At 71.2% G+C, this 20,764-nt stretch carries 19 protein-coding genes and 1 riboswitch; of the genes, 9 read left to right on the top strand and 10 right to left on the bottom strand.

Going from position 1 to position 20,764, the window contains the following annotated elements:
• Window positions 1-108 precede the first annotated feature (108 nt).
• Window positions 109-3,738, bottom strand: coding sequence for a cobaltochelatase subunit CobN (gene cobN / locus INP57_RS11350; protein WP_200070105.1), 3,630 nt, complete (start codon window positions 3,736-3,738; stop codon window positions 109-111).
• Between the two features lie 110 nt (window positions 3,739-3,848).
• Window positions 3,849-4,081, bottom strand: a riboswitch (cobalamin riboswitch).
• A 161-nt stretch (window positions 4,082-4,242) separates the two neighbouring features.
• On the opposite strand from cobN, the gene cobG reads away from it, so the two are divergent.
• Genes cobG through INP57_RS11335 form a run of 3 tightly spaced genes read left to right on the top strand, consistent with a single transcriptional unit; the run spans window position 4,243 to window position 7,621 of the window.
• Window positions 4,243-5,436: a precorrin-3B synthase gene (gene cobG, locus INP57_RS11345; RefSeq protein ID WP_200070104.1), complete on the top strand. Its 1,194-nt coding sequence runs from the start codon at window positions 4,243-4,245 to the stop codon at window positions 5,434-5,436.
• On the top strand, window positions 5,433-6,068 hold the full coding sequence (locus tag INP57_RS11340; RefSeq protein WP_200070103.1) for a precorrin-8X methylmutase: 636 nt from the start codon (window positions 5,433-5,435) through the stop codon (window positions 6,066-6,068). Before cobG ends, INP57_RS11340 begins: the two co-directional genes overlap by 4 nt.
• A gap of 8 nt (window positions 6,069-6,076) precedes the next feature.
• On the top strand, window positions 6,077-7,621 hold the full coding sequence (locus INP57_RS11335; protein WP_200070384.1) for a precorrin-2 C(20)-methyltransferase: 1,545 nt from the start codon (window positions 6,077-6,079) through the stop codon (window positions 7,619-7,621).
• Here INP57_RS11335 and INP57_RS11330 read toward each other — a convergent pair.
• Window positions 7,609-8,349 carry a cobalt-precorrin-6A reductase gene (locus INP57_RS11330; RefSeq protein ID WP_374220938.1) on the bottom strand — a complete coding sequence of 247 codons (741 nt, stop codon included), beginning with the start codon at window positions 8,347-8,349 and terminating at the stop codon, window positions 7,609-7,611. The two genes, INP57_RS11335 and INP57_RS11330, sit on opposite strands and share 13 nt — an antisense overlap.
• Before the next feature lie 34 nt (window positions 8,350-8,383).
• Between INP57_RS11330 and INP57_RS11325 the strand changes: the two genes are divergently transcribed.
• Window positions 8,384-9,475, top strand: coding sequence for a cobalt-precorrin-5B (C(1))-methyltransferase (locus tag INP57_RS11325; RefSeq protein ID WP_200070101.1), 1,092 nt, complete (start codon window positions 8,384-8,386; stop codon window positions 9,473-9,475).
• Window positions 9,476-9,812: 337 nt separating this feature from the next.
• On the opposite strand, the gene INP57_RS11320 is transcribed toward INP57_RS11325, so the two are convergent.
• The gene (locus tag INP57_RS11320; RefSeq protein ID WP_200070100.1) at window positions 9,813-10,109 is read right to left on the bottom strand and encodes a hypothetical protein; all 297 of its coding nucleotides are present in this window, start codon (window positions 10,107-10,109) and stop codon (window positions 9,813-9,815) included.
• 276 nt (window positions 10,110-10,385) lie between these two features.
• Here INP57_RS11320 and INP57_RS11315 point away from each other — a divergent pair, with 276 nt between their 5' ends.
• The 4 genes from INP57_RS11315 to INP57_RS11300 all read left to right on the top strand — a co-directional run bounded on the left by INP57_RS11315 (window position 10,386) and on the right by INP57_RS11300 (window position 11,994).
• On the top strand, window positions 10,386-11,261 hold the full coding sequence (locus tag INP57_RS11315) for a helix-turn-helix domain-containing protein (RefSeq protein ID WP_200070099.1): 876 nt from the start codon (window positions 10,386-10,388) through the stop codon (window positions 11,259-11,261).
• A gap of 4 nt (window positions 11,262-11,265) precedes the next feature.
• Entirely contained in the window at window positions 11,266-11,490 is a 225-nt protein-coding gene (locus INP57_RS11310) for a DUF397 domain-containing protein (RefSeq protein ID WP_233627345.1), read from the top strand.
• A gap of 12 nt (window positions 11,491-11,502) precedes the next feature.
• Window positions 11,503-11,703 carry a DUF397 domain-containing protein gene (locus tag INP57_RS11305; RefSeq protein ID WP_233627344.1) on the top strand — a complete coding sequence of 67 codons (201 nt, stop codon included), beginning with the start codon at window positions 11,503-11,505 and terminating at the stop codon, window positions 11,701-11,703.
• 87 nt (window positions 11,704-11,790) lie between these two features.
• Window positions 11,791-11,994: a hypothetical protein gene (locus INP57_RS11300; protein ID WP_200070098.1), complete on the top strand. Its 204-nt coding sequence runs from the start codon at window positions 11,791-11,793 to the stop codon at window positions 11,992-11,994.
• Between the two features lie 127 nt (window positions 11,995-12,121).
• Here the strand turns inward: INP57_RS11300 and cobM are convergent, their stop codons facing one another.
• The 7 genes from cobM to yaaA form a co-directional block, all read right to left on the bottom strand.
• Window positions 12,122-12,865, bottom strand: a complete 744-nt coding sequence (cobM, locus tag INP57_RS11295; RefSeq protein ID WP_200070097.1) for a precorrin-4 C(11)-methyltransferase — start codon at window positions 12,863-12,865, stop codon at window positions 12,122-12,124.
• On the bottom strand, window positions 12,862-14,079 hold the full coding sequence (gene cbiE, locus INP57_RS11290) for a precorrin-6y C5,15-methyltransferase (decarboxylating) subunit CbiE (protein ID WP_307850019.1): 1,218 nt from the start codon (window positions 14,077-14,079) through the stop codon (window positions 12,862-12,864). The genes cobM and cbiE overlap by 4 nt, the downstream gene beginning before the upstream one ends.
• Before the next feature lie 36 nt (window positions 14,080-14,115).
• Complete coding sequence (locus tag INP57_RS11285; protein WP_200070096.1) at window positions 14,116-14,814, bottom strand: YqjF family protein; 699 nt, start codon at window positions 14,812-14,814, stop codon at window positions 14,116-14,118.
• Window positions 14,815-14,918: 104 nt separating this feature from the next.
• Window positions 14,919-15,665, bottom strand: a complete 747-nt coding sequence (locus tag INP57_RS11280) for a methyltransferase domain-containing protein (protein WP_200070095.1) — start codon at window positions 15,663-15,665, stop codon at window positions 14,919-14,921.
• A 174-nt stretch (window positions 15,666-15,839) separates the two neighbouring features.
• Window positions 15,840-16,253 (bottom strand): pyridoxamine 5'-phosphate oxidase family protein, encoded by a 414-nt coding sequence (locus tag INP57_RS11275; RefSeq protein WP_200070094.1) that lies wholly within the window; start codon window positions 16,251-16,253, stop codon window positions 15,840-15,842.
• A 3-nt stretch (window positions 16,254-16,256) separates the two neighbouring features.
• Window positions 16,257-17,822 carry a DEAD/DEAH box helicase gene (locus INP57_RS11270; protein ID WP_200070093.1) on the bottom strand — a complete coding sequence of 522 codons (1,566 nt, stop codon included), beginning with the start codon at window positions 17,820-17,822 and terminating at the stop codon, window positions 16,257-16,259.
• 209 nt (window positions 17,823-18,031) lie between these two features.
• The gene (gene yaaA, locus INP57_RS11265) at window positions 18,032-18,775 is read right to left on the bottom strand and encodes a peroxide stress protein YaaA (RefSeq protein WP_200070092.1); all 744 of its coding nucleotides are present in this window, start codon (window positions 18,773-18,775) and stop codon (window positions 18,032-18,034) included.
• Between the two features lie 236 nt (window positions 18,776-19,011).
• Between yaaA and INP57_RS11260 the strand changes: the two genes are divergently transcribed.
• On the top strand, window positions 19,012-20,760 hold the full coding sequence (locus INP57_RS11260; RefSeq protein ID WP_200070091.1) for a proline--tRNA ligase: 1,749 nt from the start codon (window positions 19,012-19,014) through the stop codon (window positions 20,758-20,760).
• Window positions 20,761-20,764: the final 4 nt, after the last annotated feature.

Here is a 20,764-nt window from a genome sequence, read left to right as displayed (position 1 = left end):
ATCGGCGCGAGCTGAGTGCCGAGTGCGCACCCGCGCGGGAGTATTTCTCGCGGAGAGAACGGACCGTTCGCCCGATCCGGTGGGGCGAACAGTCCGTTCACCCGGAGCTCAGGATTGTTGCGGGCCGTCCTCCAGGTCACCTTCGGCCTGCAGGTAGACCTCGTGCAGGGCGGCGATGGTGTCCGGGTCGGGGGATTCCCACATGTTCCGGTTCGCCGCTTCCAGCAGGCGTTCGGTGATGCCGTGCAGCGCCCACGGGTTGGACTCGGTGAGGAACTTCTGGTTCTCCTCGTCGAGCACGTAGGTCTCGGCCAGCTTCTCGTACATCCAGTCGCCGACCACGCCGGTCGTGGCGTCGTAGCCGAACAGGTAGTCCACTGTGGCCGCGAGCTCGAACGCGCCCTTGTAGCCGTGCTTGCGCATCGCGTCCAGCCAGCGCGGATTCACCACGCGCGCCCGGAAAACGCGCGAGGTCTCCTCGGTGAGCGAGCGGGTGCGGATCGAGTCCGGCCTGCTGCTGTCGCCGATGTAGGCCGCCGGTGCCTTGCCGGAAAGCGCGCGCACCGTGGCGATCATGCCGCCGTGGTACTGGAAGTAGTCGTCCGAGTCGGCGATGTCGTGCTCGCGGGTGTCGACGTTCTTCGCTGCCACCGAAATCCGCTTGTACGCCGACTCCATGTCGCCGCGCGCCTCGGTGCCTTCCAGCCCGCGGCCGTAGGCGAAACCGCCCCACACCGCGTAAACCTCGGCGAGGTCGGTGTCGTCGCGCCAGTTCTTGCTGTCCATCAGCGGCAGCAAACCGGCCCCGTACGCGCCCGGCTTGGAGCCGAAGATCCTTGTGGTGGCACGACGTTCGTCACCGTGCTCGGCCACGTCGGATTGCGCGTGCGCGCGCACGAAGTTCTGCTCGTGCGGCTCGTCGAGCGCGGCGACCTTGCGCACCGCGTCGTCGATCAGCGTGACCACGTGCGGGAAAGCGTCGCGGAAGAAGCCGCTGATGCGCACCGTCACGTCCACGCGCGGGCGCCCCAGCTCCTCCAGCGGGATCACTTCCAGGCCGTTGACCCGCCGCGAAGCCTCGTCCCAGGTGGGCCGCACGCCCATCAGCGCGAGCACTTCCGCGATGTCGTCACCGGAAGTGCGCATCGCCGAGGTGCCCCACACCGACAGCCCCACCGAACGCGGGTATTCCCCGGTCTCGTCCAGGTAGCGCTCGATCAGCGAGTCCGCGATGGCGTGGCCGGTCTCCCAGGAAAGCCGGCTCGGCACCGCCTTCGGGTCCACCGAGTAGAAGTTCCGGCCGGTCGGCAGCACGTTGATCAGGCCGCGCAGCGGCGAACCGCTCGGGCCCGCCGGGACGTAGCCGCCTTCCAGCGCGTGCAGCGCCGCGGTCATCTCGTCCGTTGTGGACGCCAGCCGCGGAACGAGTTCGGAAACCGCGAACTCCAGCACTCGCACCACGTCGTCCGGTGCTTCGCCGAGCACCGAACGGCAGACCTCCGGCACCGCCGAGAGCTCCCAGTCGTGCTCCTCCATGCCGGAAACCAGGGCGTGCGCGCTGGTTTCCACGTCGTCCACGGTGCCGCGGGCGACGCTGCCGTCCTCCAACATGCCCAGCGCCTCGCGCAGGCCGGGCAGCGCGGCGGACTGCCCGCCCCACATCTGCCGCGCCCGCAGCATCGCCAGCACCAGGTTCACCCGCGGCTCACCGGTCGGCGCGCCGCCGAGGATGTGCAGGCCGTCGCGGATCTGCGCGTCCTTGATCTCGCAGAGCCAGCCGTCGACGTGCAGCAGCATGTCGTCGAATTCGGCTTCGTGCGGGCGTTCTTCCAGCCCGAGGTCGTGGTCGAGCTTCGCGGCCTGCATCAGCGTCCAGATCTGGCTGCGGATCGCGGGCAGCTTCGCCGGGTCCATCGCGGAGATCTGCGCGTGCTCGTCGAGCAGCTGCTCCAGCTTGGCGATGTCGCCGTAGCTCTCCGCGCGCGCCATCGGCGGCACCAGGTGGTCCACCAGCGTGGCGTGCACCCGCCGCTTGGCCTGCGTGCCCTCACCGGGGTCGTTGACCAGGAACGGGTAGATCAGCGGCAGGTCGCCCAGCGCCGCGTCCGGCGCGCAGGACGCCGACATGCCCGCGGTCTTGCCCGGCAGCCACTCCAGGTTGCCGTGCTTGCCCAGGTGCACCATCGCGTGCGCGCCGAACTCGTGGTTGAGCCAGCGGTAGGCGGCCAGGTAGTGGTGGCTCGGCGGCAGGTCCGGATCGTGGTAGATCGCGATCGGGTTCTCGCCGAAACCGCGCGGCGGCTGCACCATGATCACCACGTTGCCCGCGCGCAGCGCGGCGAGCACGATCTCGCCGTCCGGGTCGTGCGAGCGGTCCACGAACTGCTCGCCAGGCGGCGGACCCCAGTGCTGCTCGATGCTCTCGCGCAGGTCCGCGGGCAGCGTCGCGTACCACTCGGCGTAGCGCTTGGCGGGAATCCGCACCGGATTCCCGGAAAGCTGCTCCTCGGACAACCAGTCCGGGTCCTGCCCACCCGCCGCGATCAGCGCGTGCACCAGCGCGTCACCGTCCTGCGCGGCGACGCCGGGCAGCGCGTCCGGGCCGTCGGCCGGGCCGATGTCGTAGCCCGCGTCGCGCAGCGTGGCCAGCATCTTCACCGCGCTGGCCGGGGTGTCCAGCCCGACCGCGTTGCCGATGCGGGAGTGCTTGGTCGGATACGCCGAGAGCATCAGCACCAGCCGCTTGTCCTGCGGCTGCACGTGCTTGAGCTGCGCGTGCCGTACCGCGGTCCCGGCGACGCGCGCGGTGCGCTCCGGATCGGCGACGTAGACCGGCAAGCCCTCGGAGTCGTTCTCCTTGAACGAGAACGGCACCGTGATCAGCCGCCCGTCGAACTCCGGCACCGCCACCTGCGTGGCCATGTCCAGTGGGGAAAGTCCCTCGTCGTTCTCCTCCCACGCCGCGCGGCTGGAGGTGAGCGTGAGCCCTTGCAGGATCGGGATGTCCAGCTCGGCCAGCGCACCCACGTCCCACGCCTCGTCGTCGCCACCGGCCTGCGCGGTCGCGGGTTTCGTGCCGCCCGCCGCGAGAACCGTGACGATCAGCGCGTCCGCCTGCTCGAGCGTGTCCAGCAGTCCCGGCTCCGGAGCGCGCAGCGAGGCGCAGAACACCGGCAGCGCCTGCCCACCGGCGTCCTCAATGGACTCCGAGAGCGCGTGCGCGAACGCGGTGTTCCCGGCCATGTGGTGCGCGCGGTAGTACAGCACCGCCACCGTCGGGCCCTCGGTGCGGCGCGGCTCGCGCTCCAGCACGCCCCACTTGGGGGTCTCCACCGGCGGCTCGAAGCCGTGTCCGGTGAGCAGGATCGTGTCCGACAGGAAGTGGAACAGCTGCGTCAGGTTCTGCGGCCCGCCCTGGGCGAGGTAGCTGTGCGCCTGCGCGCAAACCCCGCCGGGCACCGTGGAGCACTCCATCAGCTCCGCGTCCGGGGCCTGCTCGCCGCCGAGCACCACCACCGGCCGCGGCCCGGCCAGCAGCGCGTCCAGGCCCTCCTCCCAGGCGCGGCGGCCGCCGAGCAGGCGGACCACGACGAGGTCGACGCCTTCCAGCAGCGGCGGCAGGTCGTCCACGCCGAGCCGGGCGGGGTTGCCGAGCCGGAACTGCGCGACACCGGAGTCGGCGTTCGCGGCGCGCGCGCTCAGCAGATCGGTGTCCGATGTGGACAGCAGCAGGATCACGCGGCACGCTCCCCGGTTCGCGGGGACACGGACGTCGCAGGACGCATGGTCAACCTTCCTCGGGGTCGTCCGCCCCGGAGTCGTCGGGCACCCGGTCGTCGGGCCCCGGCTGGCAGGCATGGCGGCGGCGGAGTGTCCTGGCTCCCGGATCGCTGCTCGCCCCGGCCTTCCCGCCCGCAGGCAGTGGCCGCCGTTGCCCGCAGGCAGTGGCCGCGAAGTGCTCGACTTCGCCCATCGGAGTCCGCTCCCCGGTGACAGTGGCGGGACCGCGCCGGATTCGCACCGGCTTCCTCCACTCGTCGCCGTCGACCACTCTCCGCAACGCCGCGATCGTTAGTCAAGTGCGGCGTGGTGAAGCGCTCGTGTTTTGCCCCCGCAACCACCCCTGGTCGTAGTATCGACGATCGCCGGTGTGCGCCGATGGTCCGCGCGCTACCGAGCGCCGACGCCGTGCGCAGCGGATTCCGGTGTCGGGACGACCACGATCAGTGAAGGCGGGAAGCTGTGCCGGAACGAGCCGAGCCCGATGCGTGCCCCGGCGCGCTGCGGGTGCACGAGGCCGCGGACGGCGGACTGGCCCGGGTGCGGGTGCCCGGCGGGCGGCTGACCGCGCACCAGGTGCGGGCGCTGGCCGATGCTGCGCAGCTCGGCGACGGCGGGTGGGAGCTGACCTCGCGGGCGAACCTGCAGGTGCGCGGGCTGGCTTCCGGGGCGGAGTTCGCCGGGCGGCTCGCCGGCGCGGGATTGCTGCCGTCCGCGACGCACGAGCGAGTACGCAACGTGATCGCCTCGCCCGGTAGCGACGGCGCACTGGACGTGCACGCGGTGTCGCGGGAGCTCGACGAGCGGTTGTGCGCGGTTCCGGGCTTGGCCGAGCTGCCCGGCCGGTTCCTGTTCACTGTGGACGACGGGTGCGGTGACGTCACGGGGTTGCGCGGTGACGTCGGGTTGTTGCCGGTGGGTGACTCGGTCGCGGTGCTGCTTTCGGGCGTGGACAAGGGGATTCGGGTCACGGCGGATGCTGCCGCGCAGGCCGCGGTGCTGGCCGCGGAGGCGTTCCTGGCCGAGCGGGCGCAGCAGCGAGCGGCGAGCTGGCGGCTCGCCGAACTCACCGATGGTGCTTCGCGCATCACCCAGCGGGTCCTCGCTGCGCTGGGGATTTCCGCGGCAGAGCCGGTCGCCGTGCCCGAGGAGGTGGTGCCGACGCACGCCCACCTCGGGCTCCGGCAGCTCGGCGACGGGCGGGTGAGCGTCGCGGCCGGGGCTCCGCTGGGCCGGTTGAGCCCGGCCCAGGTCGCCTGCGTCAGCGCCGCGGCGGAAGTCGCCGGGCAGCTCCGGCTCACTCCGTGGCGGAACCTGGTGCTGCCGGGAATCCCGCGCGGCGAAGCCGCAACGCTACTGTCCGAACTGGACTCCGCGGGGCTGGTCGTGGACGAGTCCGCGCCACTGGCCGGAATCACCGCGTGCACCGGCAGCCCCGGCTGCGCGAAATCCTTGGCGGACGTCCGCACGGACGCCGCGCGCACCGCGCGTCCCGGGGAGCTGCCGGTGCACTGGGCGGGCTGTTCCCGCCGGTGCGGGCGGCCCGCGGGGCGCGGAGTGGAAGTGCTGGCCACCGAGGCCGGCTACGAGGTCGGCGGGAAACCGGCCGGCAGCGAACCGACCGCCGCGCTCGAAGCGGCACGGAGGGCACTGTGAACACCGGTCGCTACGAGTACGTCCGCGAAGGCCCGGAGATCTACCGCCGTTCCTTCGCCACGATCCGCGCCGAGGCCGAACTGGACGGGATGCCGCCGGAGGTCGCCGGGGTCGCGGTCCGCATGATCCACGCTTGCGGCATGGTCGACCTGGTCGCCGATCTGGCCTGGTCGCCGAACGCGGTGCTGGCCGCTCGCGAGGCGTTGCGCGCGGGCGCGCCGGTGTTCTGCGACGCGGAGATGGTCGCCGCCGGAATCACCCGGCGCCGCCTCCCGGCCGCCAACGACATCGTCTGCACCCTCGGTGACCAGCGAGTTCCCGAGCTGGCGCAGCAACTCGGCACCACCCGCAGCGCCGCCGCGATGGAGCTGTGGGCCGACCGCCTGGAAGGTTCCGTCGTGGCCGTGGGCAACGCGCCGACCTCGTTGTTCCGGCTGCTGGAGATGGTCGACGAAGGCGCCGGGCGGCCCGCGGCCGTGCTCGGTCTGCCGGTCGGTTTCATCGGCGCCGCCGAGTCCAAGCAAGCACTGGCCGAACATCCCGCGCTGGAGCACCTGGTGGTGCACGGCCGCCGGGGTGGCAGCGCGATGGCGGTGGCCGCCGTCAACGCGATCGCGAGCGAACAGGAGTGAGCAGCACCGTGGAGCAGGCAGGCAGGTTGTTCGGCGTCGGACTCGGACCCGGTGATCCGGAGCTGGTGACCGTGAAGGCCGCGCGGCGCATCCGCGAAGCGGACGTGATCGCTTACCACAGCGCGCGGCACGGCCGCAGCATCGCGCGCGGGGTCGCCGAACCGTACCTGCGGTCCGACCAGGTCGAAGAGCCGCTGGTCTACCCGGTGACCACGGAGACCACGAACCACCCGGGCGGCTACCAGGGCGCGATCGACGAGTTCTACGCCGACGCCGCCGAGCGGCTCGCCGCGCACCTGGCCGCGGGCCGCGACGTGGCGCTGCTGTGCGAGGGCGACCCGTTCTTCTACGGCTCCTACATGCACATGCACAAGCGGCTGGTGGACCGGTTCGAGGTCGCCGCGGTGCCGGGGGTGACTTCGGTCAGCGGAGCCGCCGCGTCGCTCGGGCGCCCGCTCGCCGAGCGGGACGAGGTGCTGACCGTGCTGCCCGGCACGCTGGAGCCGGAGAAGCTCGCCGAGCAACTGGCCGCGACCGACGCGGCCGCGGTGATGAAGCTGGGCCGCACGTTCGAGGGCGTGCAGCAGGCGTTCGAGCAGGCCGGACGGTTGGACGAGGCGTACTACGCGGAGCGCGCCACCACTGACCGGCAGCGCTTGCTGCCGTTGCGCGATGTGGATCCGGAATCGGTGCCGTACTTCTCGCTGGCGCTGCTGCCGAGCCCGGTGAACGCGGACAGCCCGATCAACCTCACCGCGGCCGATGGCACCCCCCACGTGCGGGAAACCGTTGCGGCTGAAGAACTTCCCGCGCCGAGCGGGCCCGGTGAGCTGGTGGTCGTCGGCCTCGGTCCCGCTGGTCCGCAGTGGACGACTCCGGAGGCGGCCACCGCCGTCGCCGCCGCCGACGACCTCGTCGGCTACGGCCCTTACCTGGACCGGCTGCCGTCGAATCCGCGGCAGCGCAAGCATTCCTCGGACAACCGCGTCGAGTCCGAACGCGCGGAGTTCGCCCTCGACCTGGCGCGGGCCGGATCGCGGGTCGCCGTGGTTTCTTCCGGTGATCCGGGGGTTTTCGCGATGGCCACGGCAGTGCTGGAGGTCGCCGCCGAGGAGCGGTTCGCCGACGTGCCGGTGCGGGTCCTGCCCGGACTGACCGCTGCGCAAGCGGTGGCGAGCCGGGCCGGTGCGCCCCTCGGGCACGACTACTGCGTGCTGTCGCTCTCGGACCGGTTGAAGCCGTGGGAGGTCATCCTCGAGCGCTTGGAGGCCGCGGCGAAGGCGGATCTGGCGCTGGCGATCTACAACCCGGCTTCGCGCAGCCGCACCTGGCAGGTCGCCGCGGCCCGCGATGCGCTGCTCAAACACCGTTCGCCGGAGACGCCGGTGATCGTCGGCCGGGACGTGGGCGGGCCGGAGGAGTCCGTGCGCACGGTGCCGCTCGGCGAGCTTGATCAGTCCGATGTGGACATGCGTTGCCTGCTGGTGGTCGGTTCTTCGATGACTCGCGAGGCGAGCGGCAGGGTGTTCACGCCGCGCCGCTACCCGTCGTGAATCCAGCGCACCGCTTCATCCACTGTGGACACAGCCGGTACCGGCGGTTCCGGTGGGCGTTGCACCAGCACGACCGGGATGCCGAGCTCGTCGGCGGCGTCCAGCTTCGCGCTGGTCAGCTGCCCGCCGCTGTTCTTGGTGACCAGCACGTCGATGCGCTGCTCGCGCAGCAGCGCCACCTCGTCGTCGAAGCTGAACGGGCCGCGTGCGAGCAGCGTCGTGGTGTTCGGCGGCAGCGGCGGGTCCGGCGGATCCACGGCGCGCACCAAGAAGTTCAGGTCCAGGTGTGCGAAGCGGCTCAGCCCCTGGCGCCCGGTGGTGAGGAAGATGCGTTCGCCGAGCGCAGGCAGCGCAGCGGCGGCTTCGTCCAAAGAGGTCACCAGGTGCCAGCCCGGACGCGGTTCCCAAGCCGGTCGGCGCAGCACCAGCAGCGGCACGCCCGCCGCTGCACAGGCGCGCGCGGCGTTGCCGGTCATGACGTGAGCGAACGGATGCGTCGCGTCGATCACGGCGTCGACCTGCTCGGCGCGCAGCCAGCCCGCCAGCCCGTCCGCGCCGCCGAAGCCGCCCACGCGCACCTCGCCTTCCGGCAGGTTCGGCTGCCGCACCCGTCCGGCCAGCGAGGACGTCACCCGCACACCGGGTTCGGCTTCGAGCCGCGCCGCGAGCGCGCGGGCTTCGCCGGTGCCGCCCAGCACCAGCACCCGGGTCGCGCCGCCGTCCTGCACACGTGCACCCTTCCACAGTGAAGGAGGCGGCATCATGACCGGTCAGGAAGGCGCCCCGCTGCGCTACGGGTGGACCACCGGCGCGTGCGCGACCGCGGCCACCGCCGCCGCGCACACCGCGCTGCTGACCGGCGAGTTCCCGGACCCGGTCGAGATCGTGCTGCCGAAGGGGCATCGGCCCGCGTTCGCCCTGGCCCGCGAAGCCCTCGGCGACGACTACGCGACGGCGGGCATCGTCAAGGACGCAGGCGACGATCCGGACGTGACGCACGGCGCGCTGGTGTCGGCGACGGTGCGCCACGGCGAACCCGGCTCGGGAGTGGTTTTCCGCGCCGGTCCCGGGGTCGGCACCGTCACCAAGCCCGGTCTGCCGCTGGATGTGGGCGAGCCCGCGATCAACCCGGTGCCGCGCAGGCTCATCCGCGAGGTCGTCGAGCGGACCGCCGCCGAACACGGGGGCTCGGGCGATGTGATCGTTGAAGTGTCCGTTGTGGACGGTGAAGAACTTGCCCGCCACACCTGGAATCCCCGCATCGGCATCCTCGGCGGACTGTCCATCTTGGGAACGACCGGAGTGGTGGTGCCGTACTCGTGCTCGGCGTGGATCGACAGCATCCGCCGCGGTGTGGACGTGGCCCGCGCCGAAGGGCTCCCGCACGTGGCCGGATGCACCGGCAGCACCTCGGAAAAGCTGGTCACCGACCGCTACGGCCTCGCGCCGGAGGCCTTGCTGGACATGGGCGACTTCGCCGGTGCGGTGCTGAAGTACCTCCGGCGGCATCCGGTCGAGCGGCTGACCATCGCGGGCGGCATCGGCAAGCTCGCCAAACTCGCCGACGGCCACATGGATCTGCACTCCAAGCGCTCCCAGGTGAACTTCGGGCTGCTGGCCGGATTCGTGCGCGATTCCGGCGGCTCCGACGCACTCGCCCACCGGGTCCGCAACGCGAACACGGCCCTGGAAGCGCTGACGCTGTGCCAGGAGTCCGGCATCGCACTCGGCGACCTCGTCGCCACCCGCGCCCGCGAGGTCGCACTGACGACGCTGCAAGGTGCACCGGTCGAGGTTGAGATCTTGGTGATCAACCGGGGCGGGGACTTGGTGGGCCGGGCGGCTTTCGCCTGAGCTGGTGCTACGGCTAACAAGGAAGCAACCCGCTGTTCAGCAGGGCAGGCGTCCTGCTGGTGATCAGTGCGCATCGTCCTCGGCGGCCTCGTCGTCACCCGCGCCCGCGATGTCGCACTGACGACGCTCAAGGCGCACCGTTCGAGGTGGAGATCTTGATGATCAACCGGGGCGGCGATCTAGCTGGGCGGACTTCGAGTAGGTCGCCGACGCTACCCGCACACCGCGGCCACGGGTTCTCTCTATTCGCAACGCTCCTTGCCGCTACAAGGTGGCAGTGTCGAACCAGGCTGTGGTTTTGCTGCAGCGGTGGGCTTGAGCCTGTCGGTTCCGTTCGTCAGGCACCGGCTCTCCGGCCGTCGAGTCCGAGGACGGCGGCGGTCACCGGGGCCGGGTGGCCCGCTTGCCGCCAGTGCAGGTGCGCGGGGCCGGAAAGCAGGGGAGTGCGCGGGTCGATTCCGCTTGCGCGGTAAGCGAAAGCCTCTTCGTGCGAGTAGACGATCACGACGTCGACCACCCCGGAAGGCCAGTACCGCGCGTACAGCAGCGCGTCGAGCTCACCCGCGTCGTTGTGCACCGGGACGCAGCGGAATCCTTGCGAGACCAGCGAACGCAGGTTCTCAATCGCGTCCATGCGCACGAACTCCGTTCCACACGGGGAGATTCAGCGGAGGTAGGCGGGGCCGGGCCGTGTCGGGGGAATCCGGTCCGGCCCCGCCAGGGGCGCCGGTCGCCGCGGAGGGAGGGAGCCGCTGACGTCCGGCTGAACGGTGATCTTCGATACCGGCGACTCTGTGATCTCCGTCTGATTGAGCACACTACAGTTGATGTAGATCAGTCATCTATTCCTCGATCGGGTGATCAACGATCAGTGCACTATCGTCAGGCGACGCCGCAGAGGAGGAGGCCCGTGCCGAATTCGCCCAGTCCGACCGTGCTCAAGCGGTGGATCGCCTTCGAGCTGCGCAAGCTCCGGGAGAACGCCGGAGTGACGCGCGATCAAGCTGCGAAGGCGGTGCGCGGTAGCGAACCCGGCGTCGGCCACTTCGAGACCGGCCGCTCGTTGCCTTCGGCGTTGCAGTTGGACAAGCTCCTGGAGACCTACGGTGTTCCGGAGCGCGCCGAGTTCTTCCAGCGCATCCGCAACCAAGCGAAGAAGGGCAAGGACTGGTGGATCAAGTTCGACTTCACCGGTGAAGTTCTGCCCGAGTACTTCAAGCTGTTCCTCGGTCTCGAATCCTGCGCCGCCTCGATCGAGAGCTTCGACGCGCAGCTCGTCCCCGGTCTGCTGCAAACCGACGCCTACGCGGAAGCGGTGGTGCGCGGCATCAATCCGGAGCTGCCGGACGACGACGTCTCCCGGCGCGTCGAACTCCGCATGGCCCGCCAGCGGCAGGTGCTCAACCGCGACGGCGGCGCACCCGTCGTGTGGTCAGTGATCCACGAATCGGTGCTGCGCCTGCAAGTCGGCGGTTCGGACGTGATGCGCGAACAGTTGGAGTATCTGATCGATGTGATGAAGGAACCAAACGTCACCGTGCAGGTTCTTCCGATGGCCGCGGGCGTGCACACTGGCGCTGATGGGACGTTCGTCTACCTACAGTTCCCGCCTGAGCTGGAGAACGATCCGGGAACCGTGTACGTCGAGACTCGAGTGAAGAGCTACTACTACGAGCAACCCGCCGAGATCGCGGACTACCGCGCGGCGCTACGACGGTTGCAGGTGCAGGCGTGCAAACCGGAGGAGACCGAAGCGTTGCTCCGCGAACTGTTGAAGGAATCGTGATCGCATGACCACCGATCCTGCCGGGTCGCTGACCGACCGGTCGATGAACTGGCGCAAGTCCTCCCGCAGCCAGGCGAACGGCTGCGTCGAGGTCGGTTCCGCACCGGGTGTCGTCGGCGTCCGCGACTCGAAGCTCGGCTCGACGAGCCCGATCCTGGTGTTCGCGTCGAGTGACTGGGGTACTTTCATCGGCGGTATTCGCGACGGTCGCTTCAGCGGCCGATCTTGAGAGGACACGATCTTGATCGAACCCTCTTCCCACATCTCTCCCGAGGTCTGGCACAAGGCCACCTACAGCCACGCGGCGAACGGTTGCGTCGAGGTCGGCTCCGCACCGGGCGTGGTCGGTGTCCGCGACTCCAAACTCGGCTCAACCAGCCCGATCCTGACGTTCACCCGCGCCGAGTGGACGGCGTTCACCGCCTCCCTCCGCGAGTCGTAACCCCTCGCTCATGAGTGAACGGACCGTTTGACCAATCTGGTGGGACGAACGGTCCGTTCACTCGGAAGATCATGCTGAGGTGAGCCGATGAGAGGGATTCCGTCGCGGTTCCTGATGGCCGCGGCAGTTGTGCTGGGGCTGGTGCTGGTCGTGTTGGTCTCGGCGAGCGCTTCGTCCTCGTTGCTGCCCAGGCCGGTGTTGTGGGCGCTGGTAGTGCTCGACGCGATTGTGCTGTCGGCGAGCGTGTTCGAACTCGCTCGGCGCCGAGCACGCGGTCCGGAGCGTGGCTGAAACCGGGGGCCGGCCGAGCGCTCACCGCTGCTCGCGGACCGTCGCCACCGGGCACGATCACCGGAGTAATGGGCCCCTTCGCCCAATTTGTCGGGGCGAACGACCCCTTCACTCCGAAATGGCCGAGTCAGTCGCGGCAGCGCGCGGTCGAATACAGGTGGCTGTCCGGGAAAGTCGAAGCGGTCAGCACCGAACCGACCACGATCACCGCGGTGCGCTTGATGCCCGCCTCGCGCACGGCGGGAGCGATGTCGGCGAGCGTGCCGCGCAGCACGATCTCGTCCTCGCGGCTGGCGCCCGCGACGACCGCGACGGGGCAGTCCGCGCCGTAGTTCGGCAGCAGTTGCTCGACCATCGACTCGATCCGGTTGACCGCCAGGTGCAGCACCAGCGTCGAACCGCTCTGCCCGAGCGTGGCGAGGTCTTCGCCCTCCGGCATCGGCGTGGCCTGCGCGGACGTGCGGGTGAGCACCACGGTCTGGCCGACGCCGGGCACGGTCAGCTCGCGGTTGAGCGTCGCGGCAGCAGCGGCGAACGCGGGCACGCCGGGGACCACGTCGTAGGGCACCCCGGCCGCGTCGAGGCGGCGCATCTGCTCGGCCACGGCGCTGAACACCGAAGGATCGCCGGAGTGCAGCCGCGCCACGTCCAGCCCGGACTCGTGCGCGGCGATCAGCTCGTCGAGGATCTGGTCCAGGTTCAACTGCGCGGTGTCGACCAGCCGAGCATCCGCGGGGCAGTGCGCCAGCAGCTCGACCGGCACCAGGCTGCCCGCGTACAGGCACACCGGCGAAGCCGCCAAGACATCCCGTCCGCGCACCGTGATCAGGTCCGCCGCGCCCGGCCCGGCGCCGATGAAGTGCACGGTCATCGCTTGGTCACCGCCCACTGGGTGATCCGCATCGCGGGCCGCCAGCCGGTGAAACCACCGACCGGCGAGGCGTGCTCCGAGGAAATCCGCACCAGCTCACCGCCGCAGCGGCCGTACCAGTCCGCCACCAGCACCTCCGATTCGATCGTCACCGCGTTCACCACCAGGCGGCCGCCCGGGCGCAGCGCGTTCCAGCACGCATCGAGCACACCGGGCGCGGTCGAGCCGCCACCTACGAAGATCGCGTCCGGAGGGTCCAGCCCGTCCAGCGCCTCCGGCGCGGCACCGACGACCAGTCGCAGGCCGGGGACGCCGAGGCTCAACGCGTTCGTCGTCACGCGGGCCGCGCGGTCCTCGCGGTGCTCGATCGCCACCGCCCGGCAGGACTCGTCGGCGCGCATCCATTCGATCGCGATGCTACCGGCGCCCGCACCCACGTCCCACAACAGCTCACCGGGCATCGGGCCGAGCCGGGCGAGGGTCAGCGCGCGCACGTCCCGCTTGGTGAGCTGGCCGTCGTGCAGGAACGCCTCGTCCGGCAAGCCCGGCGTGCGGGGGAGGCGCTGCGCGTCCGGATCGGCGCGGCAATGCACGGCGACCACGTTCAGCGCGGAGACCTGCGGGCTCGGCCATTGCGCGGCGGTGCAGTCCAGGCGGGACTCCTCCGGCGCGCCGAGGTCGCCGAGCACGGTGATCTCGCTGCTGCCGAAATCCCGTGCGACCAGCAGCGCCGCCACCTGCGCGGGAGTGTGCTCGTCCGAGCTGAGCACCAGCAGCCGGCTGCCCGGCTGGACCTGCGGGTGCAGCAGCTCGGTGTGCTTGCCGACCAGACTCACCACCTGCGTGTCGTGCGCGGGCCAGCCCATCCGCGCGCAGGCCAGCGACACCGACGACACGTGCGGCAGCACCCGCAGCCGCTCCGCGCCGAGCACCCGGGCCAGCGTGGAGCCGATGCCGTGGAACATCGGATCGCCGCTGGCCAGCACGCAGATCGCGCGGCCTTCGTACTGCTCGAACAGGCCGGGCAGTGCGGGCAGCATCGGCGATGGCCACTCGACGAGTTCCTGCGCGGGCTCGGGAACCAGGTCGAGCTGGCGGCGGCTGCCGAACAGCACCTCCGCGTCCCGGACACGCCGCTGGGCCGCCGCGGACAGGCCGTCCCAGCCGTCCGCGCCGATGCCCACCACGTCCACCGGTTTCCGCTGCGCACTCACGCCCGCAACCTCATCACGGCAGCGCGGTCCGGCGCGCTAGGTGGTGCCGAAGCGCACGGCCACGCCCGGCGACCACAGCACGCTGCACGGCGGGCCGGAAACCGGGAAACCAGCTCCCGCCAGCAGCTCGTCCTCGCATTCCAGCAGTTCAGCGCGGTGCAGCGGCCAGGTCGGATGTTCGTTGGGGACGTAGATCGTGCGGCCGTACCAGGGCACGTGCATCCCCCATCGGGCGGTGAGGAAGTGCTCCAGCTTGCTCGGATGCGCGATCCGCTCGCCGACCCGGACGGTGATGTCGCTGCGCAGCCCGCGGATCCGACGCCGGGCGGTGTAGCGGACCGCGTCGCCGTCGCGGTGCAGGCGCATCGATGCCCACCTGTACGGCAGCCGCAGCGAGGCTCTCGCGATCAGCACGGGTAGCAGCGGCGCGGCCTCCAGCGAACGGAACACCACACCTCGCCGCCCCTGATCGTCCACTGTGTACAGACGGACGTTGGTTTCCGCGAAATCGCCGAAGTACGGGACTCCGAAACCAGGCCCCACCCGGTGCATCCGGAACGGCACCAGCCCGACGTAGGACCGCCCGTCGAACAGGTCCGGCCGGGTGCCCGCGGGCAGGAACCGCGCGACCCGTTCCGGATCGGCCTCCCAGTGCAGGAACGTCAGATCCAGCCAAGACTGGCCCAGCAGCATCCGCCGGATCGGGCGCGGCGCGAGCTCAGTGATCTCGTCCATGCGCGCAACGTACCGGCGGGTTCGCCGTTGGTGCGCGGGCGTTCCGGCGCGTTCAGTGCACGCGCGGTGTCGCGCTGCTGAGCGGGCCGAGGTCGGCGGAGTCCTCACTCCGTGACGCGGCAGAGCGAGATCGCCGTCAGGTCCTCGCGGGTCGCGTGGCCGCCTTCGAGGGCTCTTCCGGCGATGCGGGAATCGAGGATGCGCTCCGCCCACATGCCGCCCCACCAGGCCCGTTCGTTCGGGCTGGAGTGGCACCAGATCGACGCGCTCGGCGTCACGTCGACGGCTCCGGCGGCGTGCGCCCAACTGATGATCCGGCGGCCGGCGTCCGGCTCGGTGCCCCCGGCCCGCGCGACCGCCTGGTACACCTCGCGCCAGCGCTCCAGCCGATCGTCCGCGGGCCACCAGATCGCTCCGGAGTAGTCGCAGTCGCGCACCGCGACAACGCCGCCGGGGCGGGTGACCCGCAGCATCTCGCGCAGCGCGGCCACCGGGTCGGTCAGGTGCAGCAGCACCTGGTGGGCGTGCACCACGTCGAACGAGTCGTCGGGGAAGTCCAGCGTGTAGGCGTCGCCGCACCGGAATTCGACGTTGTCCAGGTCAGCGGCGTTGTCCCGGCCCTGGGCCAGCACCGATTCGACCGCGTCCAAGCCGATCACGCCGCCCGGCGCCACCCGCCGGGCGAGGTCGACCGTGATCGTTCCCGGGCCGCAGCCCACGTCGAGCACGGATTGCCCGGGGCGGAGCTCGGCGGCCAGGTGCGGCGCGGAATTGTCCACAGTCCGCCAGTGCTGCGAGCGCACCACGCTTTGCGCGTGGCCCTGGCTGTAGACCTCGTCGGATTCGGTCACGGTCGGCTGGCTCCTTCCCGATGTGCACCCCCGGCCCCCAAGGCCGACGCTGTCTCAAAATCTGAAACAGAGTGCTCAACATTAGAGACACTACGGGTGGCGCTGTCGGGGCGGCAAGCAGGAAAGACGGCCGCGCGGCCATCCGTTGCCGCAACGGATCGGGCGCGCGACGCGTCAGAGGTTGCTGAGCACCCGGGTGGCGGTGATCTCGAGGACCACTCGCCGCGGGTTCGGCCGGGGCGGGCGGCCGTAGCGGTGCGTGGCGCGGGATTCCGCGTCGGCTACCGCACCCGGATCGTCCCGGACCACCGCAACACCCTCCACAGTGGACCAACGTCGTCCGTCCGCTTGGCACAGCGCGACCCGCGCACCGGATTCCCCGGCCGCGCGGACCTGCCGCACTTTGTGCGAAGTGGACGAAGACAGCACCCGGGCGATTCCCGTTGCGGCGTCCAGCGTCGAGTTCACCGGCACCACGTGCGGAGTACCGTCCGGCCGCACGGTCGTGAGCGTGCAGCGGTGCGGCTCGGCCCAGAACTCCAGGAATTCCGGGCTCGGAGCGGAAAGCGCGACCTTGCGGGACGGCACGGCTCAGCCCGCCGAGGACTGCCGGGGGCGGCGCGGGCCGCGTCCGGAGCCGCCTCGCCTGCCGCGCCCACCGCCTGCCGGGCGTCCCCGCTGGTCGTCCCGCGGACGGCCGCGTTCGCCCGACCCGTGGCCGCGCTGCTCGTCGCGCGGTGGGCGGTGCTCGTCGCGACCCTGCCCGCGCCGGTTGTTCCGCGTGCCGCGGCCGCCGTGGTCGTCCCGGGGCTTGGCCGCGCGCTCGTGCCCGCGCGCGGAATCCCGCCGCTTGCCGCCGGTGTCCTTTTGGGACTGAATCGGTTCCCCGCTCGGCTCGCGCGCACCGGTGAGTTCCGCCAGTTCGGCCGATTCCGGGGAGATATCGGTGGTTTCCGCCGTCACTCCGGCCTTCGAGGCCATCTGCCGGAACGCCTGCCGCTGGTCCTCGGTCACGATCGTCACGACCGTGCCGGTCGCCCCGGCGCGCGCGGTCCGCCCGGCGCGGTGCAGGTAGTCCTTCGGGTCAGCGGGTGGCTCGACGTGGACCACCAGGCTCACGTCGTCCACGTGGATGCCGCGGGCGGCGACGTTCGTGGCGACCAGCGTTTCCGTTGCGCCAGAACGGAATTCGTCGAGGATTCGGGTGCGCGCGTTCTGCGCCTTGCCGCCGTGCAGCGCGCCAGCGGGGACTCCCGCCGCGCGCAGCTTCTTCGTCAGCCGGTCCGCGTGGTGCTTGGTGCGCACGAACATGATCGTGCGCCCGTCGCGGGCGGCGATGCGCGCGAGCACCTGCTGCTTTTCCTGCGCGGCAACGAGGAACTGGTGGTGATCCATGCGGTCCACGCTGGCCGCCGGCGGTGCCAGCGAATGCACCACCGGCTCCGACATGTACTCGCGCACCAGCCGGTCCACGTCGCCGTCCAGCGTCGCGGAGAACAGCAGCCGCTGGCCACCCGGCGGGATCAGGTCCAGGATCTGCCGAACCTGCGGGAGAAAACCCATGTCGGCCATCTGGTCGGCCTCGTCCAGCGCGGTTCGTTCCACATCGGACAGCACGCAGGTGCCCTGCCGCACGTGGTCGGACAACCGGCCGGGCGTGGCCACGAGCAGGTCCACCCCGCGCCGCAACGTCTCGGCCTGCCGGTTGAACGGCATCCCGCCGACGACCTCGCGCACGTACCTGCCCTGCGCCTTGGCCAGCGGTTTGAGCGCGGTCGTGACCTGCGTGGCCAGTTCGCGGGTCGGCACCAGCACCAGGCCGCGCGGGTGCAGCGGACGCGCCGACTCCTGCTGCATCGCCAGCAGCGGCAGGCCGAACGCCAGCGTCTTGCCGGAGCCGGTCTGCCCGCGCCCGAGCACGTCCCGCCCGCTGAGCGCGTCCGGGATGGTCGCGGCCTGGATGGGGAACGCCTCGGTCATGCCCGCGTCCGCCAGCTCGCGGACCAGCCGCTGCGGCAGGCCGAGCGAGTCGAACGGCGCCGGGTCGACCGCGGTCACCCCGGCCTGGTCGAACAGGCTCGGCGCGGGCGCGGCGGCGGGCTTGCCGCCGTTGCGGCGACGCGGGCGCCGGGAACGTGCGGGCGCGGAGTCGGGCACTGTGAACCTCCGGAAACTGGCACGTCTCGGGGAGGTCGCGCAGTGGCGGATCACAAGGACGAGCCCGGCGCCTGCGGGCGCCGCTGGTGGGTTTCGGGACCGATCGGGGCTCCGGCCGCGGTGCGGCGGGCTGTCTGGACCGGCTCGATGTCGGGGCGCAGTCTAGCCGACGGGTGCGGTGCGGCCGTCGCGCGCCCCCAAAGTCAAGATCAACTCGTTACGACCACGCAGAGCGCGCTGTCGCCTTCCTGCTCCACGCGCATCCCCGCATCGCAGGCGATGGTGCGCACGTCCTCGATCGTCGCGGGTTCGTCGTCCGCGGTCGCCAGCGCGCGGGCCAGCCGTCCCTTGTGCGACTTGTTGTGGTGGCTGACCACCTTGCGCTTGCCGCTCGCGTCCTCGGACAGCACGCGCACGCTCACGGCCTCCGGAACCCGCGCGAGCGCGGCGTAAGCACCGGAACGCAGATCCACCACCAGCTCGTCCGAGCCTTGCAGCACCGGCGCCAGCACCGGCCGCCACATCCCCCGCAACGGCCCGAATCCGGGCAGCGAACTACCCGCCGACAGCCGATACGCCGGGATCCGGTCGGTGCCCCGGACCAGCCCGAACAGCGCGGAAGCCACCGCGAGCCGGGAGTCCGCCCGCGCCCGCTGATCGGCGCCGAGCGAACCGATGTCCAGCGCGTCGAACAGCACGCCGGTGTAGCGCTCCAGCGCGGGCGCGGTGGGGGAGTCGAGCAGTTCGGCGTTGCGCTCGACCTCGCCTGCCTGGCGTTCGGAGAGCCCGAGCGCGGCCAGGCTCGCGGGCAGGTCGGCGGCCAGCGAGCGCACCGCGTCGACCAGCTTGCGCCGGGTGGGCGTCAGTTCCGGGCACGACAGCGCGTCCAGGTCCAGCGGCGGCCCGTCGCCGCCGGCGGCCTTGGTCTCGGAGGGAGGCAGCAGCACCAGCACGGCACGCCAGCGTAGACAACGCGGTTGCGTAGTCGGCGCCCCGCCACGGGCACCGATTCCGGTGGCCCGCTGCACCGGCGCCGCGCGGCTCGCTGATCCGCGCGGCCGGGGAATCCGCTGGCACCGGCCCCGCCCCCGGCCGCTACCCTGCGAGGATCGGAAGTTGGTGAAACCGGCGTTTCACGAAGAATCCGTCCGCCCCGAGCTTGCCCGACCCGCACCGAGGAGCGCCCGCCGTGATCACGAGGATGTCGACGTTGTTCTTGCGTACGCTGCGCGAGGATCCGGCCGACGCCGAGGTGCCGAGCCACAAGCTGCTGGTGCGCGCCGGCTACGTGCGCCGCGTCGCGCCCGGCATCTACTCGTGGCTGCCGCTGGGCCTGCGAGTGCTGCGCAACGTCGAAGAGGTCGTGCGCCAGGAGATGGCCGCGATCGGCGCGCAGGAGATCCACCTGCCCGCGCTGCTGCCGAAGGAGCCCTACGAGGCCACCGGCCGCTGGACCGAGTACGGCCCGACCATGTTCCGGCTCAACGACCGCAAGGGCGCCGAATACGCGCTGGGGCCGACGCACGAGGAGCTGTTCGCGCTCACCGTCAAGGGCGAGTACAGCTCCTACAAGGACTACCCGGTGATGCTGTACCAGATCCAGACGAAGTACCGGGACGAGGAGCGGCCCCGCGCGGGCATCCTGCGCGGGCGCGAGTTCGTGATGAAGGACTCCTACTCGTTCGACCTCGACGACGAGGGCCTGGCCGCGTCCTACCGGCTGCACCGGGACGCCTACGTGCGGATCTTCGACCGGGTGAACCTGCGGTACGTGATCGTGCAGGCCACTTCCGGGGCGATGGGCGGTTCGGCGTCGGAGGAGTTCCTCGCCGAGAGCGAGACCGGTGAGGACACCTTCGTGCGCAGCACCAGCGGCGACTACGCGGCCAACGTGGAGGCGGTGGCCACGCCGGTGCCCGCGCCGCTGTCCATTGCGGACAAACCGGCCGCGCAGGTGCACCACACGCCGGGCACGCCGACGATCGAGACCCTGGTGGCGTTCCTCAACGCCGCGGAGCTGGGCCGCACCTTCACCGCCGCGGACACGCTGAAGAACGTGCTGGTCAAGATCCGCAAGCCCGGTGCGGACGAGTGGGAACTGCTGGCCGTGGCGGTGCCCGGCGACCGCGAGGTCGACATGAAGCGGCTGGAGGCCGCCGTCGAACCCGCCGAGGTGGCGCTGCTGGAGGAGGCCGACTTCACCGCGAACCCGTTCCTGGTGAAGGGCTACATCGGGCCGAAGGCGTTGCAGGACAACGGAATCCGCTACCTCGCCGACCCGCGCATCGTGGCCGGGACGGCGTGGGTCACCGGCGCGGACCGGGACGAGCACCACGTGGTGGACCTGGTGTGCGGCCGCGACTTCACCCCGGACGGCACCATCGAGGCCGCCGAGGTCCGCGAAGGCGACACCGCGCCCGACGGCAACGGCACCCTGGTCGCCGCCCGCGGCATCGAGATCGGGCACATCTTCCAGCTCGGCCGCAAGTACTCCGACGCGATCGGGCTGGACGCGCTCGGCCAGGACGGCAAACCGAAGCGGATCACCATGGGCTCCTACGGCGTCGGGGTGTCCCGGATGGTCGCCGCGATCGCCGAGCAGAGCCACGACGAACTCGGCCTGGTGTGGCCCCGCGAAGTCGCCCCCGCCGACGTGCACGTGGTCACCGCGGGCAAGGACGACGCCGTCCGCGAAGGCGGCGAGCGGCTGGCCGCCGAGCTGGACCGCGCAGGGGTCCGGGTGCTGCTGGACGACCGCACGGCCTCGCCAGGGGTGAAGTTCGCCGACGCGGAACTCGTCGGGGTGCCCACGATCCTGGTCGTCGGCAAGGGCCTCGCGAACGGCGTGGTGGAGATCAAGGACCGCCGCACCGGCGAGCGCGAGGAGATCGGCGTGGACAAGGCGGTCGGGCACCTCACCGAGCTGGTCCGACGCTGACGCA

The organism is Saccharopolyspora galaxeae (genome assembly GCF_016526145.1).
GTDB lineage: Bacteria > Actinomycetota > Actinomycetes > Mycobacteriales > Pseudonocardiaceae > Saccharopolyspora_C > Saccharopolyspora_C galaxeae.
Note: the sequence above shows the minus strand (reverse complement) of the source record. Positions and strands in the feature narration are given on the sequence as shown.

What these genes read in the sequence shown, in the direction of transcription:
- INP57_RS11325 (WP_200070101.1), top strand. Translation starts at nt 8,384, where the DNA reads ATGACCGGTCAGGAAGGCGCCCCGCTGCGCTACGGGTGGACCACCGGC.
- INP57_RS11320 (WP_200070100.1), bottom strand. Translation starts at nt 10,109, where the DNA reads ATGGACGCGATTGAGAACCTGCGTTCGCTGGTCTCGCAAGGATTCCGC.
- INP57_RS11310 (WP_233627345.1), top strand. Translation starts at nt 11,266, where the DNA reads ATGACCACCGATCCTGCCGGGTCGCTGACCGACCGGTCGATGAACTGG.
- INP57_RS11300 (WP_200070098.1), top strand. Translation starts at nt 11,791, where the DNA reads ATGAGAGGGATTCCGTCGCGGTTCCTGATGGCCGCGGCAGTTGTGCTG.
- cobM (WP_200070097.1), bottom strand. Translation starts at nt 12,865, where the DNA reads ATGACCGTGCACTTCATCGGCGCCGGGCCGGGCGCGGCGGACCTGATC.
- INP57_RS11285 (WP_200070096.1), bottom strand. Translation starts at nt 14,814, where the DNA reads ATGGACGAGATCACTGAGCTCGCGCCGCGCCCGATCCGGCGGATGCTG.